9 protein-coding genes are annotated in these 16,523 nt (G+C 75.0%); 3 read left to right on the top strand and 6 right to left on the bottom strand.

The features are described from left to right. Window positions 1-345 precede the first annotated feature (345 nt). From ABZ836_RS01015 to ABZ836_RS01005, 3 genes are all read left to right on the top strand, one after another. Entirely contained in the window at window positions 346-1,755 is a 1,410-nt protein-coding gene (locus ABZ836_RS01015) for a PspC domain-containing protein (RefSeq protein ID WP_361138165.1), read from the top strand. Next, window positions 1,742-1,960 (top strand): hypothetical protein, encoded by a 219-nt coding sequence (locus ABZ836_RS01010; RefSeq protein WP_356128790.1) that lies wholly within the window; start codon window positions 1,742-1,744, stop codon window positions 1,958-1,960. Before ABZ836_RS01015 ends, ABZ836_RS01010 begins: the two co-directional genes overlap by 14 nt. Window positions 1,961-2,381: 421 nt before the next feature. Next, window positions 2,382-2,717, top strand: a complete 336-nt coding sequence (locus ABZ836_RS01005) for a chorismate mutase (protein ID WP_361138163.1) — start codon at window positions 2,382-2,384, stop codon at window positions 2,715-2,717. A gap of 428 nt (window positions 2,718-3,145) precedes the next feature. On the opposite strand, the gene ABZ836_RS01000 is transcribed toward ABZ836_RS01005, so the two are convergent. The 6 genes from ABZ836_RS01000 to ABZ836_RS00975 form a co-directional block, all read right to left on the bottom strand. After that, window positions 3,146-5,143 carry a GMC family oxidoreductase gene (locus ABZ836_RS01000; RefSeq protein WP_356128784.1) on the bottom strand — a complete coding sequence of 666 codons (1,998 nt, stop codon included), beginning with the start codon at window positions 5,141-5,143 and terminating at the stop codon, window positions 3,146-3,148. A gap of 237 nt (window positions 5,144-5,380) precedes the next feature. Then, complete coding sequence (locus ABZ836_RS00995; RefSeq protein WP_356128781.1) at window positions 5,381-7,015, bottom strand: succinic semialdehyde dehydrogenase; 1,635 nt, start codon at window positions 7,013-7,015, stop codon at window positions 5,381-5,383. Window positions 7,016-7,252: 237 nt separating this feature from the next. Beyond that, a complete protein-coding gene (locus ABZ836_RS00990) occupies window positions 7,253-9,028 on the bottom strand; it encodes a protein kinase (protein WP_361138161.1) in 1,776 nt (591 codons plus the stop codon). A gap of 91 nt (window positions 9,029-9,119) precedes the next feature. Further along, window positions 9,120-11,714, bottom strand: a complete 2,595-nt coding sequence (locus ABZ836_RS00985; RefSeq protein ID WP_361138159.1) for a protein kinase — start codon at window positions 11,712-11,714, stop codon at window positions 9,120-9,122. Window positions 11,715-11,875: 161 nt separating this feature from the next. Continuing rightward, window positions 11,876-13,798 (bottom strand): serine/threonine-protein kinase, encoded by a 1,923-nt coding sequence (locus tag ABZ836_RS00980; RefSeq protein ID WP_361138157.1) that lies wholly within the window; start codon window positions 13,796-13,798, stop codon window positions 11,876-11,878. Window positions 13,799-14,621: 823 nt separating this feature from the next. Then, a complete protein-coding gene (locus ABZ836_RS00975) occupies window positions 14,622-16,328 on the bottom strand; it encodes a glycerol-3-phosphate dehydrogenase/oxidase (protein WP_361138155.1) in 1,707 nt (568 codons plus the stop codon). Window positions 16,329-16,523 lie beyond the last annotated feature (195 nt).

Raw genomic sequence — 16,523 nt, 5'->3', positions numbered from 1 at the left:
GGACGCCGGGACGCGGGGCGCCGGGCCGCAGGCCGCCGCCGCCCGGGACCGGGGGCACTCCGCGGCGGGTCGCCCCGGCGTGCCGTGGGCCTCGGCCTCACCCTGCGCCTCGATCCGCCCGGTCGGTGGCGGTGGCATCGGCGTCGGTGCGCCGGTGCCGGTTCGGCCCCGCCCCAGGTGCCCCGGAGCCTCGGGACCTCGGGACCTCGGGACCTCGGGACCTCGGGACCTCGGGACCTCGGGACCTCGGGACCTCGGGACCTCGGGACCTCGGGGGAGGATCTCAGGGTCTTCCCAGGGTCGTTGCGACTCCCGCCGGGCCGTCCCGCCCGTCACCATGAAGGCATGACGGATCACCACCACCCGCACGACCCCGCGTCCACCGACGCGGGGCGGCGCGCCGGTGCGTCCGCGACCGCCGACGAGCGGCCGGAACAGGAGCGGGAACCGCGGCCGCTGCGGCGCGACCGGCGGTACAGGATGCTGGGCGGGGTCTGCGCGGGTCTGGGCCGCCAGTGCGACATGGATCCGGTGATCTTCCGGATCACCCTCGCGGTGCTCTCGGCGACCGGCGGCATCGGTCTCGTCTTCTACGGCTTCGCCTGGCTCCTCGTCCCGTACGAGGGCGAGGAGGAGAACGAGATACGCCGCCTGCTCACCGGCCGGGTGGACGGTCCGGCGCTGGCCTCGGTGCTGTTCGCCCTGGTCGGCTGCGGGGTGTTCCTGTCCATGCTGGGCAACGGCGGGGTGCTGAGCTTCGGCGCGGTGCTCGCCCTGCTGCTGGCCGGGGCGGGGTACTGGTCCCGTCACCGGGACGCTCCCGGACCGGACCCGCTGGCCGCCCAGGCCGCGGCGGACGCCCCGCCCGAGGCCCAGGCTCCCCCGGTCTCGGTGCCGGGCCCTTCCTGGTGGCGGGAGCCAATCGTCAAGGACGGCACCTTCGTCGGGGGCACGGGCTACCTGTGGGGCCCCGGCGACCTGCGGCACACCTCCGGCAGGGACCTCGCGGCGGCGCTCACCATCTCCCGCGGCGGGGCCACCGCCGCGGCAGCCCCGGCCGACCGGCCTCCGAGCGCGGTCCCGACCCGGAGCGCGCGGCCGCGCCCCCGTTCCCTCGGCGGGACGGTGTTCCTGCTGGCCGTGGCGGCGGGCGTGCTGGCCACCGGCCTGGCCCGGGACGGCGCCCCTGCCGTCAGTGCCGTCCAGCAGGGCCTGGCCTGCGCCCTGCTGGTCCTCGGCCTGGGCCTGGCCGTCAGCGCCTTCCTCGGCCGCACCGGCGCGGGCACGGTCTTCTGGGGCCTGGTCACTGCGGCCCTGCTGACCGTGTCGGCGGCCCTGCCGAGGAGCGTCGACGCGGACTGGATGCGTGTGGAGTGGCGTCCGGCCTCCGCCGCGGCGGCCCGCGACGGCTATCAGCTGGGCATGGGCCTGGCCCGACTGGACCTGACGCGCCTTCCGGTGACGGACGGGCAGACGGTGCCGGTGGAGGCCAATGTCGGCACCGGGCGGCTGGAGGTGATCGTCCCGGACGACCTGAGGGTCAGGACCCGGATCGAGGTCGGCATGGGCGACATCCGTTCGCCCGCCGCCGCCGGGAAGGAGACCGGCCTCGGCGGTGGGCTGATCGAGGAGTACACGCTGCCCGCGGCGGACGGCGGGGACGGCGACGGCCGGGACGGACGGCCGGCCGGGACGATCGACCTGCGCCTCGAGGTGGGCGCGGGGAACGTGGAGGTGACCCGTGTGGCGCCATGAGTTCCAGCCGGGGCGGTTCACGGCCGGCCTGGTCCTGATCACGGCAGGCGTGCTCTTCGCGGGCGACGCCGCCGGGGAGTGGAGCGTGCCGTGGTTCGTGGCGATCCCCCTGGTGGTGGGCGGCCTCTCGCTGGCCGGGGCGGCCGGGCTCGTCGCCCGCACCCTCCGCTCCGGACGGGAGTCCGGCGACGACCCCGCGACCTGACCCCCGCCCGGCCAGCACGGCCCGCACGGCCCGCCCCGCCCTGACCTCGGTCGGGGCGACGGCCCTGCCTCCGGCGCCGCCCGGCACGCCCGGTGACCGCCCTGGTCACCGCGCCACCGCCGCGGCGCCACCGCCGAGGCACCACCGCCGCGGCGGCGCCTCACCGTGGACCGCGGTCTCACGATGCGGGCCGGGTTGGAGCTCGTGCGCCCCTCCGGCCATACTGGCCTCATGTCCGCGCTTTCGAGCTACGCGTTTACCTATGGCACCCGGCCCGCCGGCTGCCATGGTCGTGCTGCTCACCGCGGATAACCGCAGAGCGACTTCCCAGGCGCCCCGGGCCGGCAAGGCCCGGGGCGCCTGTCGTTCTCCCGGACCCACCGGCGCCGGGGCCTCACCGCACACCACGGAGGAGACCCCGATGAGCATCACCCCCACGACCGCCCCCGCGTCCACCGGCCCCACCGCTGCCACCGCCACCGCTCCCACCGCTCCCACCGCCCGGGGCACCGACCCGGCCGACGTCATCGCCGACGCCCGGACGCGGATCGACGCCCTCGACGACCGCATCCTGGGGCTGGTGCAGGAACGCATGGCCGTGTCCGCCGTGATCCAGCAGACCCGCATCTCCGCCGGTGGCCGCCGGGTGAACCTGTCCCGCGAGATGGAGGTCCTCTCCCGCTACCGCGACGCCCTGGGCCGGCCGGGCACCTCCCTGGCGATGACCATCCTGGAGCTCTCCCGCGGCCGCGTGTGAACCGCCGTCCCGAAGAGCCCCACCGGTTCGGCCGGCCCCGCCGGCCCGCCACCGCCACCGTGGCCGTGGCCGCCGCCCCCGGTCGACGCCCGACCGCCGCACGGTCACCCGTCCGGGACCGTGACCGTCCACCCGCACGCTTCGTTGGTCCGGTTGTCCGTGCCGGCCAGGCACGGCTCCCGAAAAAACCCACGCGTGGCTTGCTGGAGCGATGAGGCGCACGGAACACCGTGCCGTGCGCCGTGGGACCGTCGCTCCAGGGTGGTGACCGGACGGCAGGGGACAGCAGCCCGGTCCAACCGGAAAAACGGCCGGCTCCGGGGACGCCCGGAGCCGGCCGACAGGGACCGCCACCCACGGTCCCGGTCCTGAGGTGATGCCAGTGATGCCAGTGGTGTCAGTGCTGCCGGTGGTGTCGAGGGCAGGCGCTACTCGGCCGTCCCCGCGGCCTCCACGGTCGGCGGGTCCACCAGGTCCGTCTCGGCCGGCCTCGGCATGGTGATCGCCTCGGACGGCTTCGACGCCGCCCCCGACGCCGCCCCCGGCGCAGGCGCCGACGCAGAGGCAGACGCCGGTACCGCGTCCGCCTTCTTGGGCGGCACCACCGGCATGCCGAGGAACGGCAGCTTCAGCGCCGCGAAGGCCTTCTCGGGCACCACCGGTGTCCGCGGCGGCACCGCGGCCAGTCGCCGGTACGCCTCTCCCTGAGCCGGGCGCGGGTCCTCCTCGCCCTTGTTGGGCCAGAACGACATCGCCCGCTCGGCCTGCGCCGTGATCGTCAGCGAGGGGTTGACGCCCAGGTTGGCGGAGACCGCCGAGCCGTCCACCACGGAGATCCCCGGGTATCCGTACAGCCGGTGGTACGGGTCGATCACACCGGTCTCCGGCGAGTCGCCGATGGGGCAGCCGCCCAGGAAGTGCGCGGTCAGCGGCATGCCGGTGAGCTCTCCGACGTTGCTGCCGGCGAAACCGTTGATCTCCTCCGACAGCAGCGAGGCCGCCTCCACCGCCGCCTTGATCTGCTTCGGGTTGGGCGCCCCGTGGCCCTGCCGGGCGGTGAGCAGGCCCTTGCCGAAGCCGGTGCGCTTCAGGTGGGTGGTCAGCGAGTTGTCCAGGGACTGCATCACCAGGCCGATGATGGTCCGCTCCGACCAGCGCCGGTTGGACAGCGAGCGCAGGGTCAGCCACGGGTGGCGCAGGCTGTTGCCCAGCCATCCCAGGACCCGCGCCGGGCCCGTGCCCTTGGCGGCGTAGGGCACCTGGAGCACCGTGAGGGCGCCCATCGCGTTGGAGCCCTTGCCGTAGCGGACCGGTTCGATGTGGGTGTTGGCGTCCGGGTGGATGGACGAGGTGATGGCGACGCCCCGGGTGAAGTCGACCTGGGGCTGCCCGGTCACCCGGCGGTAGCGCCGGTCGTCGGTCTGCGCGCCCACCAGCGCCTCGGAGTTGGTGCGGGTGAGCATGCCCAGCTTGCCGGAGATCCGGGGCAGCTGCCCGCCCGCCTTCATCCGGTGCAGCAGCGTCTGCGTGCCGTAGGTGCCGGCGGCCACGACCACGTGACGCGCGCGGAAGACGCGCCCCTTGCCGAGCCTCTTGCGGTCGGTGCCGACGGCGTCGATCAGGAACCCGCCGTGACCGTCCTCGGTGACGGACCGCACGGTGGTCATCGGGTGCACCGTCGCGCCGGCCTTCTCGGCGAGGTACAGGTAGTTCTCGTTGAGGGTGTTCTTGGCGCCGTGGCGGCAGCCCGTCATGCACTCGCCGCACTCGGCGCACGCCTTGCGGCTGGGGCCGACCCCGCCGAAGTACGGGTCGGCGGCCTCCTCGCCGGGCCGCGCGGTGACGCTGCCGTCCGCGTCCTCACCGTCGCCGAAGAACACGCCGACCGGCGCCAGGTGGAAGCTGTCGCCGACGCCCATCCGCTCGGCGGTCGCCTTCAGGTGGACGTCCGAGGGGGTCATGGTGGGGTTGAGCCGTACGCCCAGCATGCGCTGCGCCTGGTCGTAGTACGGCTTCAGCTCCTCCTCCCAGTCGGTGATGTCCTTCCACTGCGGGTCCTTGAAGAAGGGCGTCGGCGGCACGTACAGGGTGTTGGCGTAGTTGAGCGAGCCACCGCCGACCCCGGCGCCGGCCAGCACCATCACGTTGCCCAGCAGGTGGATGCGCTGGATGCCGTACATGCCGAGCTGCGGGGCCCAGAGGAACTTCTTCAGGTCCCACGAGTTCTTCGGCAGGGTCTCCCGGGTGAACCTGCGGCCCGCCTCCAGGACGCCGACCCGGTAGCCCTTCTCGGTGAGCCGGAGCGCGGTGACGGAACCCCCGAAGCCGGAGCCGACCACGACCACGTCGTAGTCGTGGGGCTGCTGGTCCTGCGGGGCGTCGGGAAGGCCTGCGGTCTTCTCCTGCGAAGCGTTCTCCTGCGACATGCGCGCTCCTCACTGAGAACGGTTGAGAACCGGGCGGGCGGTGGGTACGGCGGTCCGGTGCGACGGTCCGACCGGTCGGTCCGGTGCGGCGGTAAAGGGTCCGGTGCGGTGATCGGCTGCGGTGGTCGACTGCTGCGGGACAGGCGGGTGGCGGAACAGGCGGGTGGCGGAACAGGCGGGTGGCGGGACGGGTGTGGTGCGGCGGCGGGTGGGGTGCGGCCCGCCGCCGCGGGGCGGTCAGCGGAGGCGGAAGGCCTTCATCACCTTCAGGCCCATGCTGAGCACGGTCGCGTACTGCTCGTCGCTGAGGCCGAACGACGGCGCCAGCGGCATCAGCCGCTGCACGGCGACGGTCTGCGCCTCGGTGTACTTGAGGATGCCCTCGGCCCCGTGACGGCGGCCCAGGCCGGAGTCCTTCATGCCGCCCATCGGCGAGCGGGCGCTGCCGTAGGCGGGCGCGAAGCCCTCGTTGATGTTGACGGTGCCGGTCTGGAGCCGGGCGGCGATGCGCCGGGCACGGCGGGTGTCCTTGGACCAGACCGACGAGTTGAGGCCGTAGTCGGTGCCGTTGACCCGTTCCACGGCCTCCTCCACGTCGGCGAAGCGGTAGACCGAGACGACCGGGCCGAAGGTCTCCTCGGAGCAGACCGACATCGGGGCCTCGACGCCGTCCAGGACGGTCGGCTCGTAGAAGTACGGGCCGACGTCGGGCCGGGCGACACCGCCGGCGAGCACCGTGGCGCCCTTGGCGACCGCGTCCTCGACGTGCCGCATGGTGGTCTCCATCTGGCGCTCGCTGGCCAGCGACCCCATGTCGGCGCCGTATCCGAGGAAGTTGCCCAGCCTGAGCGCCTTGGTCCGGGCGACGAACCGCTCCAGGAAGGCGTCGGCCACCGACGCGTGGACGAAGAGCCGCTCGATGGAGATGCACAGCTGGCCGGCGGTCGAGAAGCAGGCGCGCACCGCGCCCTCGGCGGCCTTGTCCAGGTCGGCGTCCTCGAGGACCAGCATGGCGTTCTTGCCGCCGAGTTCCAGCGAGACGCCGACCAGGCGGGCGGCGGCGCGCTCGGCGACCTCACGGCCTGTGCGGGTGGAGCCGGTGAACGAGACGTAGTCGGCGTGGCGGACCACCTCGGGGCCCACCACCGGGCCCTCGCCGATGACGACCTGCCAGACGTCGGCGGGCAGCCCGGCCTCGATCAGCGTCTCGCGCGCCCACAGGGCGGTCAGCGCGGTCTCGGTGTCCGGCTTCATCACCACGGCGTTGCCCGCCACGAACGCGGGCAGCGCGTCGCCGACGGACAGCTCCAGCGGATAGTTCCAGGGGGCGATCTGGCCGATCACCCCGCGCGGGTGGCGCAGTTCCTCGACCTTGGTGAGCACCGGCACCGCGCCCAGGTGGCCCTTGGGGGCCAGGTAGGCCGGGGCCTTCCTGCCGTAGTGGCGGGCGGCCATGGCGACGGCCTGCAGCTCCTCGTGGGCGTGCAGGCGGGCCTTCCCGGTCTCGGCCTGGATCAGGTCGAGGATCTCGGCCTGCCGCTGGAGCACCAGGTCGTGGAAGCGGAGCAGGACGGCCGCTCGGCGGCGCACCGGGACGGCGGCCCAGGCCTTCTGCGCCGCGCGGGCACGCTCGAACGCCGTCGCGACCTCCTCGACGGAGGTCTCCGGAAGGTCGGCGAGCCGTTCGCCGGTGAACGGACTGTGGTTGAAGGTGAGGCCGGTACCGGTCACACCCCTGGTCAGCCGCGCCACCAGTTCCGGCGTCACCACGTCGGCGATGGCGCGCGCGCCGGACGGCGCGGCGGCCACCGGATTGGTGCCGGCCGTGCCGCTGTCCGTCCTCCGCGCCTGCGGGGCCTGCGTCTCCGTCATGACGCGCAGGGTATGACGGTCGAAACACTTTGGGTACCCATCGGTAACCCCCCTTCACCTCGTGGACACATCATGCCAGTGATCGCTGGCACAAAAGCCCTGATCAGGGGTTGTGCGACGGGAAACCGGTGCGCAGAACTCTTCCGGCAACTCTTCCGGACCGGTTTCGGCCACATGACGCCCGGCGGGCGTCGCGGGCCCGGCGGCGGCGTCCGACCCGGGCACCGGGGCGTCGCGTCAGACCGGGTCGAAGACCAGGTTCTCGATGGTCCGCCGCGCCACTTCCCTGCCCCGCTCCGTGACGTCGCCCTTGCGCGGGTAGGCGATCACGACCCGGTACATGCGCTCGTCGGTGTTCTCGTAGTAGAAGAAGCGCATCTCGACCGGGCGGGGGTCCTGGGAGTCGGTGGTGTCGAAGCCGACGACGTTCTCCGCCGCGGGCCGGTCCTGGTGCCTCAGTCCGGGCCGGGGGGTGGTGGTGGGGTTCTCCGGCATGTCGAAGGCGTACTCGCCGTCCTTGACGAACTCGTCGTTCTCCGCGTGCATCTGGGCGTCCGGGCTGACGGCGACGTCCCGCAGGACGTCGTCCCGCGAGTACCGCTCGACCTGTACCCGAATGGCGCCGCTGGGGTCGGAGAAGGTGACCTTGTCCTGCTGGGAGTCGGTCTCCTTGGGCTCGATGACCTCGTAGCTGCCGGGCACGCCGACGCTCACGCCGAGCGCCTTGCGGTGGTGGGTCTTCCAGCCGTCCGGCAGCGGACCGGCGAACGGGTCGGCCAGCACCGTCCAGACGGCCAGCACCGTCGCCAGCAGGCCGGCCACCGCCCCGAACAGCGCCTTCCTCGGCACCCACACCCCGCCGGCGCGCGGCGGGGCCGGGCGCGGCGGGGCGGGCGGGGCCGGGGGCCGCAGCGCCGTCTCCAGCAGGCGGCGGGCGCCCGCGTGGTCCAGCCGGTGCGCCGGGTCCTTGCGGAGCAGCCCGGTGATCGCCTCGGCGAGCGGACCGGAGGCGGACGGCGCGGGCGGCTCGGAGTTGAGCACCGCCTGCAGGGTCGCCGGAACGTTGCTGCGCCGGAACGGCGAGACGCCCTGGGTGGCCGCGTACAGCACCACTCCCAGCGACCACAGGTCGGAGGCCTCCCCCGGCCGCTGCCCCAGCACCCGCTCCGGGGAGACGTACTCGGGCGAGCCGACGAAGGCTCCGGTGTCGGTGAGGCTGGTGTCGCCCTCGGCCTGGGCGATGCCGAAGTCGGTGAGGACGACCCGGTCGTGGCTGCCGAGCAGCACGTTCTCCGGCTTGACGTCCCGGTGCAGGATCCGCGCCGCGTGCACCGCCTCCAGCGCGCCCAGCACCTCGAGTCCTATGCGGGCGGCCTCGCGGGAGTCGAGCGTGCCCTCCTGGAGGATGTCGCCGAGCGAGCGGCCGTGGACCAGCTCCATCACGATCCACGGCCGGCCGTCGACCAGCGCCACGTCGTGGACGGTGACCACGGCGGGATGGTCGGTGCGGGCGGCGGTGGTCGCCTCGCGCCGCATCCGGGTGTACAGCTTCTCCTGCTCCTCGGCGGGGAGGTGGTCCGGGACCCGCGGCTCCTTGACGGCGACCTCGCGGCCCACCGTCTCGTCCACGGCCCGCCAGACGGTGCCCATGCCGCCGTGGCCGAGCCGGGAGAGCAGCCGGTAGCGGCCCGCGATCAGGCGCCCCGTGCCGGGGTCCTGGGCGGGCGGCCGCTCCGGCGTCGCCGGGGCGGGCCCGTGCGGGTGGGGCTGGGCCGGCGTCGCGGGGTGGGGCGGTGCGGGCGCGTGGGCGTGCTGCGGCGTCGGCTGCGCCTGACGGGCGGCCGGGTGGGGCGCCTGCTGCTGGGCGGGCACCCCGTACGGCGCCGGCGGCTGCTGGGCGGGCACGCCGTGCGGCGCCGGCGGCCGGTCGGGCACGCCGCGCGGAGCCGGCGGCTGCAGGCCGTAGCTGGTCGGTTCCTCGGGCCGGTGGCCGGCTCCCCCGTTGCTGCTCATGCGTCCATCCCTATCGCGCCCGGCCCGCACGAATCCACCGTCCCGGGCGAGCGGTCACAGAGCCGTGACGGTCAGCGGGTGGCGTGGACCGTCAGCGGGTGTACTCGTAGGTGGCCGAGGCCTGTTCGAAGAGCCGGGTCACCTGGTCCTTCTCCGCCTCCGGTCCGCGCAGCTGCACCACGTGGTAGCGGCCGCCGTCGAGGATGGCCAGGTTGCGCACGTAGATCTTGCGTCCCTGGTCGTCGGTCCAGGTGAACTCGCCCTCGGCCATGACCTTGCCGCCCACCTCGATGCGGCGCAGGCCGCCCGATCCGGCCCAGGTGGAGTCCCGGTAGGGCTGCAGTTCGGGCTCGTGCTCCTGCTGGTAGACCTGCGGGTCGCGGCCGTACTGCTCGGCGCTGTCCCGTCCGGGCACGACGATCAGCCGGAAGTCGCCCCGCGAGTAGACGACCTGGCCCTGGCCGTTGCGGGGTGCGCGGTCCCAGCCGCCGGCGACGGCGATCTCGAAGCCCTCGGGGTCCTCGCGGAGCGTGAATCCCTCCGCGAGGTCGCCCTTGGGCGGGTCGGAGGGCCGGGCGGGGTCCTTCGCGGACGCCGACGGGGACGGCTCCGCGTCGTCCGGGGGCGGCGTGCTCCGCGGGGTGCCGGCGGGGAAGGAGTTGCCGGAGCGGCCCTGCTCGCCGGCCTGTTCCCCGGCCTTCGGCATGAAGAGCACGGCGTAGGCGACGGCGGCCACCAGCAGCAGGAGGATCGCCACGAGCAGCGTCCGCCCGAGGTTGCGCGGTGACTGCTCACGCTCCCGCGGCACGGCCCGCTCGGCGCGTTCGGCGCGTGCGGGCCGCTCCGGCGGTGCGTGCCGGTCCGCGCGTACGGGTCGTTCGGCGCGTGCGGCGCGTTCCGGGTGTTCGGCGGCGGCGCGGCGGTGGCGGGCGCGGACGGCCCCGTCCTTGCGGGAGCCCCGGCGGCGGCGGACCAGTTCGCCCTTGCCGCGCACCATCGGCAGCCGCTCCGGGTCGGCCGGCGGCAGGGCGATGACGTTGGCGCCCGCCTCGGGTTCCGGCGCGGACCGCACCATCGAGCGCAGCCAGCCGGCGAGTTCCTCGACGTCCGGCCGGTCGGTGGGGTCCTGGCGCAGCAGGGACTCCACGACGGGACGCAGCGGGCCGCACTCCTCGGCGAAGGCCGGCGGCTCCGCGCACACCAGCTGGACCAGTTCGGCGGTGGAGTCCTCCGGGTAGGGGGCGTGCCCCTGCACGGCGCGGAACAGCAGCGCGCCGAGCGCCCACAGGTCGGTGGCCGGTCCCACGGGCGCGGCGAGCTGCCAGTTGTCGTGCACCGGGTGGGCCTGTTCGGGCGCCCACCGCTCGGTGACCGCGCCGACCACCGTCATCCGCGCCTGCCGGGCCCGCTCCGCGGCGAGCGCGGTGGCCGGACCGCGACCCGGCGGCGCGACCGGCGGGGCGACCTGCGGGGCAGCCGGAACGGTCGGGACCGCCGGGGGCACCGGGGCGTGCTGCGAGGGCCCGCCCTGCTGCGGGACGGGCGGGTTCGCCGGGCGGGGGACGGGATCGGCGGCCGGCTCGGACCCGGGCGGGGTCGGCCAGGTGACGGAGGTGCCGGGGCGCGGCTCGACGCCGTGCCACGACGGCCGCCCCTGCACGCCGTACGGATCGGCTATCCGGCCGGGCGGGTCGGCGGGCTTCTCCGGTGCGGGCACGCCTTCGACGGGGGTGCGGGCCCCGGGCAGCGCCGGGCGCCCGCCGGGTGCGTGTTCCTCCAGGCTCCGGCCGGCGCCGCGCGCCTCGTCCACCCGGGCGGCCGCCGCACGCGCGCCCTCCTGGTAGGCGGCGACCGCGCGGTACGGCGCGTCCTCGCCGCGTGACGCGGGGCCGTCCGCGCCGGGCCACGGCGACGCCTCCGGGGCCGGGGTCCAGCTGTCGGAGGACGGCGAGGGCGCGGGCAGGCCCGGAACGGTGCGCGGGGCGGTGACGGCGGGCGCGTCGGGGGCCGGGGAGTCCGGGCCGCCGGACGTCCCGGGTTCGGGCGCGGGCGGCTCCGGGGCGTCCAGCGGCGGCGTCTCCGGCGGGACGGGGTCGTAGCCGCAGAGGGCTTCCTCGGCGGCTCCGGCGGCCAGACCGCCGAGGACCACCCGCCCGTCGTCGCAGACCAGCACCGTGCGCGGGGTGATGTTGCGGTGGACCCAGCCGTGCGCGTGCAGGACCCGGAGCGCCATCAGCACGTCGGCGGCGACCTCGGCGGCGCGGTACGGGGTCAGCGGGCGCTCGGTGAGCAGGTCCCCGAGGGGTCGGCCGGGCACGGCCTCGCCCACGACCCAGAGGGAGCCGCCGTCGGCGAACACGTCGTAGACCTGGTCCAGGCGGGGGTGGTCGGGGATGCGCGCCGCCTCCCGGGCCGCCTCCAGGGCGCGGCGCACCGCCGGCTCGGCGGGCTCCTCGTCCCGGCTCCCGCCGTACCGCGCGGCCGCGCTGAAGCCCTCGGGCAGCCCGTCGGCGTCGAGCACCTCGGCCTCGACGACCTCGGGGAGCGGGATCTGACGGACCCGCACCTCCTGGCCGCTGTAGGTGTCGAAGGCCAGGCCCTCGGCCAGGTCGTACCGGTCCTCGCCGGACGGGGGCAGGGGCAGGCGATAGCGATCGGCGAGTATCCGTCCCGCGTAGTCGTCCACCAGACCCTCCCCGCTCCGCCCGGTCGGTCAGTTCCGTTCGGTGTGCGCCGTGTTCCGGCCGTTCTTCCCTCTGCGTACGGTCCGCGCGGGTTCACGATACGTGCCGTGGCCGACACCCGCTGCTCCGATGCGACATCCTGCCACCGCGCGGCCCCGTCGGATCAGGACTTCGGCCGGAACGTGGCGGTGAGGGTGTCCCAGGTGTCCTTGCGCCGGTCACCGTCCCAGTCGGCGGACGGCGCGGTGTACATGAGCGCGTAGCCCTGGATGGGGCTCACCACGAACCCGCGGTCGATCACCCGGTACTTGGTGCCCCCCTGGGCGTAGGTGAACTCCCAGTCGGCCGCGTTCCAGCCGCGGAAGTCCACCGCCTCTATCCGGATCCGCCGGTACTGGTCGCGGGCCATGTAGTTCTCCTGCTGCTCCCAGTCGGCCACCGGGTCGTCCTTGGGGGTGCTGGTCCAGCCGATCAGCAGGCGCTGGTCGCCGGGGCCGGTGAAGCGGGCGCCGGCCTTGTCGCTGGAGCGGTAGCGCCAGCCGGCGGGCAGGCCGATGGTGAAGCCCTGCGGCGACGTGTAATCGGTGGTCTCCAGCAGACCGTCCTCGGAGGTGCCGGACCCCTTGTCGCCGCCCTTGCCGCCGCCCTCGTCGCCGTCCTTGTCCCCGCCCTTGTCGTCCGCCGCGCCGTCGTCGTCGGAGGCGCCCGGGGAGGTGCGGTCGTCGGGCTCGCCGGAGGAACCCTTCGAGGAGCCGGACGTCCCGTCGCCGGGCTCGGGCTCGCCGCTGGCCGCCACGTCGCCCCGGCCGCCGGAATCGTCCGTGCCGTCGCCGAGCGTGTTGACCAGGACGGCGACCAGTACGGCGAGGACCGCGACCACCGCGACGGCGATCAGCACGGACCGCCGGGAGAACACGTCCCCGAGGGAGCCGCCCGGCCCGCCCGGTCCGCCCGGCTTCGACGACGCGGGGGCGACGGGCCGCTCCGGCATGTCGGCGGGCGTGCTCATCACGGGCCAGCCCGGCCGCGCGGCGGGCGTGGCGGGCGTGGCGGGCGTGGCGGCGGACTTCGCGGCCGTCCCGCCCGCGGGCTCCCCGGCGTCCGTCCCGGAGCCGCCGGCGGCGGGGCGGGGGGTGGTGCCGGTGAGGGGCAGTGCGGCGGAGCCCTCGCGCTCCTCGTCGGGCAGCGGGACCGTGCGCACGGCGTCCACCGGAGTGGACTCGGCCTCGGCCGCGGTGCCGGAGAGCACGGCGCCGAGCAGGGCACGCGCCTTGGCGTCGTCCAGCCGCTTGGCGGGGTCCTTGTCCAGCAGGCCCAGGATGACCTCGCGCAGCGGTCCGGCGTGCCGGGGCTCCTCCACCGGCTCGGTCATCACCGCGGTGAGCGTGGCGATGGCGGAGCCCTTGTCGTACGGCGGCACGCCCTCGACGGCCGCGTACAGCAGGCCGCCCAGCGACCACAGGTCGGCGGCGGGGCCCGGCTTGTGGCCGCGGGCGCGCTCCGGGGAGATGTAGGAGGGGGCGCCGACGAGCATGCCCGTGGAGGTGAGGGAGGGGTCGCCCTCGATCTGGGCGATGCCGAAGTCGGTGAGGACCACCCGGCCGTCCTCGGCCATCAGCACGTTGGACGGCTTCACGTCGCGGTGCAGGATGCCCTCGCGGTGGGCGGAGCGCAGCACGTCGAGGACGGCGAGGCCCACCTCGGCGGCGCGGCGCGGGTTGAGCGTGCCGTCCTCGCGGATCACCTCGGCGAGGGACTTGCCGGTGACCATCTCCATCACGATCCACGGCCGGTCGTCCTCGTCGACCACGTCGTAGACGGTCACCGCGCTGGTGTTGCGGATCCGCGCGATCGCCTTCGCCTCGCGCAGGGTGCGCGTGATCAGGCGGCGCTTCTCCTCCTCGTCGATGTTGGCCGGAAATCGCAGTTCCTTGACGGCGACCTTCCGGCCGAGCGTCTCGTCCTCGGCCCGCCAGACCGTGCCCATGCCGCCTCGGCCGAGCACCGACTCCAGCCGGTAGCGCCCGGCGAGGAGACGTCCGGTCCTGTCCTGACGAGGTGTCCCCGCCCGCTCCGTCTCCGACATGCGTCCCCTCATGCAACCCGCCCTGACAGAGCCTCCATTGTCCCCCACCCGACAAGTGGACGGGCCGCCGGGTGGGGATGAACCGGCTTGCCGTGCTTGACCGATGACGGGCTGCCACCGTGGCCGACGGTACCGGCGAAAACCGCCCCGTCCACCCCCGACGGCGGACGAATCCCCTCACCTCGCTCCCCGCCGCCCACCCGGTCCCGGCCAAGCCCCTGGCCCGTCCCACCGGCCCCGAGGCGGCCGGAGCGGCCCGTCCCACCGGCCCGGAGAGGGCTTGGGCGGCCGTCCCACCGGCCCGGAGAGGGCTTGGGCGGCCGTCCCACCGGCCCGGAGAGGGCTTGGGCGGCCGTCCCACCGGCCCGGAGAGGGCCTGGAGCGGCTTTGAGCCGCCCGGAAGCCGTCGAGCAGCGCCCGGGAACCGCCCTGAGACGCCGCGAAGACGGCCCCGCAGCCCGCGGCGTGCCCGCACTCCGCGCGTCGCCGCGCACGGGCCGGGCACCGCCTGCGGCACAGGCCAAAACCCGCCCCCGGCACGGGCCGGAGCCCGCTCCCGGCTCGGGCCGGGACCGGCAACGACCGCCCGTCGCCGAGACGCTGCCCCGCCCTGGCCCGCCCTGGCCCGTCGCGATGGCGTCACGGCCCGTTCCGACGCCGTCCTCTCCGCACGGCCGGCCGGGAGGCGCGGCCCACGAGCCGCCGGGACGGCGACACCGGCCCGACGCAGCCCCGCGACACCCACGGCCCCTTGCGCCCGCCCGCGGGACGGCGCCGACGGTCCGGCCGGCACGGCGTCCCCCGCGAGGGGCCGCCAGGGCCGTCAGGAGCGGACGATGTCCGGCGCCCCGAGCCTCGCCGCGTCCGCCGTGAGGTCGTCCGGCTGACGCTGCGACTCCCGTTCCGCCTCCACCCGCTTCTCGTAGTACTCCACCTCCCGGTCCACCCGCTCCGCGTCCCAGCCGAGGACCGGGGCCATCAGCTCGGCGACCTCCCGCGCGCTGCGGGTGCCGCGGTCGAAGGTCTCGATGGAGATGCGGGTGCGCCGGGTCATCACGTCGTCCAGGTGCAGCGCGCCCTCGCTGCGGGCCGCGTACACCACCTCGGCGCGCAGGTAGTCGTCGGCGCCGGGGAGGGGCGCGGCCAGCGAGGGGTCCTCGGCGATCAGTTCCAGCACCTCCTCGGCGAGCGAGCCGTACCGGTTGAGCAGGTGCTCGACCCGGACCACGTGGAGTCCGGTGCGCGCGGCGATGCGGGCCCGCGCGTTCCACAGCGCCCGGTAGCCCTCCGCGCCGACCAGCGGGATCTCCTCGGTGACGCAGGGCGCGACCCGCCGGTCGAGGCCGTGCACCGCCGCGTCCACCGCGTCCTTGGCCATCACCCGGTACGTCGTGTACTTGCCGCCCGCGACCACCACCAGGCCCGGCACCGGGTGCGCCACCGTGTGCTCGCGGGAGAGCTTGCTGGTCGCCTCCGACTCCCCGGCCAGCAGCGGCCGCAGACCGGCGTAGACGCCCTCCACGTCGTCCCTGGTGAGGGGGACGGCCAGCACGGAGTTGACGTGTTCCAGCAGGTAGTCGATGTCGGCGCTGGAGGCCGCCGGGTGTGCCTTGTCGAGGCTCCACTCGGTGTCGGTGGTGCCGACGATCCAGTGCCGCCCCCAGGGGATGACGAACAGGACGGACTTCTCGGTCCGCAGGATCAGCCCTGTCCTGGAGTGGATGCGGTCCTTGGGGACGACCAGGTGGATGCCCTTGGACGCCTTGACGTGGAACTGGCCGCGCTCGCCGACCATCGCCTGGGTGTCGTCCGTCCACACCCCGGTCGCGTTGACGATCTGCTGGGCGCGGATCTCGTACTCCCCGCCGCCCTCCAGGTCCTTCACGCGGGCGCCGACCACCCGCTCGCCCTCCCGGACGAAGCCGGTGACCCGGGCCCGGTTGGCGACCTTGGCCCCGTAGGCGGCGGCCGTCCGCACCAGGGTGGCGACGTAGCGCGCGTCGTCCATCTGGGCGTCGTAGTACTGCAGCGCGCCGGTCAGCGCGTCCTTGCGCAGGCAGGGGGCGATGCGCAGGGCGTGACGGCGGGTCAGGTGCCGGTGGCCCGGCAGCCCCCGGCCGTGCCCCCGGGCCAGCGACATCACGTCGTACATCGCGACGCCGGTGCCGGCGTAGGCGCGCTCCCAGGCCTTGTGCTGGAGCGGGTAGAGGAAGGGGACCGGCTTCACCAGGTGCGGCGCCAGCCGCTCCAGCAGCAGGCCGCGTTCCTTCAGCGCCTCGCGGACCAGCGCGAAGTCCAGCATCTCCAGGTACCGCAGGCCGCCGTGGATCAGTTTGCTGGAGCGGCTGGACGTGCCGGAGGCCCAGTCGCGGGCCTCGACCAGGCCGGTCACCAGCCCGCGGGTCGCCGCGTCCAGCGCGGTGCCGGCCCCGACCACGCCTCCTCCGACCACCAGCACGTCGAGTTCCCGTTCGGCCATGGCCGCCAGGGACTCGTCCCGCTGCTCCGGCCCGAGTGTCGCTGTCCTCACCGCTGCCTCCCACGCTGTCGTCGTGTTGGTGCCGGTCGAACTGGGTGGGTCACCCGTGCTGATCGATTCTCACCGGCCCGCCGTGGATCGGCCACCACCCGTCCCCTGCCTGTGGACAACCTGCCCGGCGTTCCCGCACGTCACTGCCGCCCCGTCACCCCTGAGGCTGATCCGCGTGATCAACACGCGCACGCC

The sequence above is a fragment of the Streptomyces sp. NPDC047130 genome (assembly GCF_040643475.1).
Lineage (GTDB): Bacteria > Actinomycetota > Actinomycetes > Streptomycetales > Streptomycetaceae > Streptomyces.
The sequence above is the reverse complement of the archived record's forward strand: the minus strand, read 5'-3'. Positions and strand labels throughout refer to the sequence as shown.

Excerpts from the sequence above, each read along its gene's own strand:
- ABZ836_RS01015 (WP_361138165.1), top strand. The coding sequence starts at position 346 with ATGACGGATCACCACCACCCGCACGACCCCGCGTCCACCGACGCGGGG.
- ABZ836_RS01005 (WP_361138163.1), top strand. The coding sequence starts at position 2,382 with ATGAGCATCACCCCCACGACCGCCCCCGCGTCCACCGGCCCCACCGCT.
- ABZ836_RS01000 (WP_356128784.1), bottom strand. The coding sequence starts at position 5,143 with ATGTCGCAGGAGAACGCTTCGCAGGAGAAGACCGCAGGCCTTCCCGAC.
- ABZ836_RS00995 (WP_356128781.1), bottom strand. The coding sequence starts at position 7,015 with ATGACGGAGACGCAGGCCCCGCAGGCGCGGAGGACGGACAGCGGCACG.
- ABZ836_RS00990 (WP_361138161.1), bottom strand. The coding sequence starts at position 9,028 with ATGAGCAGCAACGGGGGAGCCGGCCACCGGCCCGAGGAACCGACCAGC.
- ABZ836_RS00980 (WP_361138157.1), bottom strand. The coding sequence starts at position 13,798 with ATGTCGGAGACGGAGCGGGCGGGGACACCTCGTCAGGACAGGACCGGA.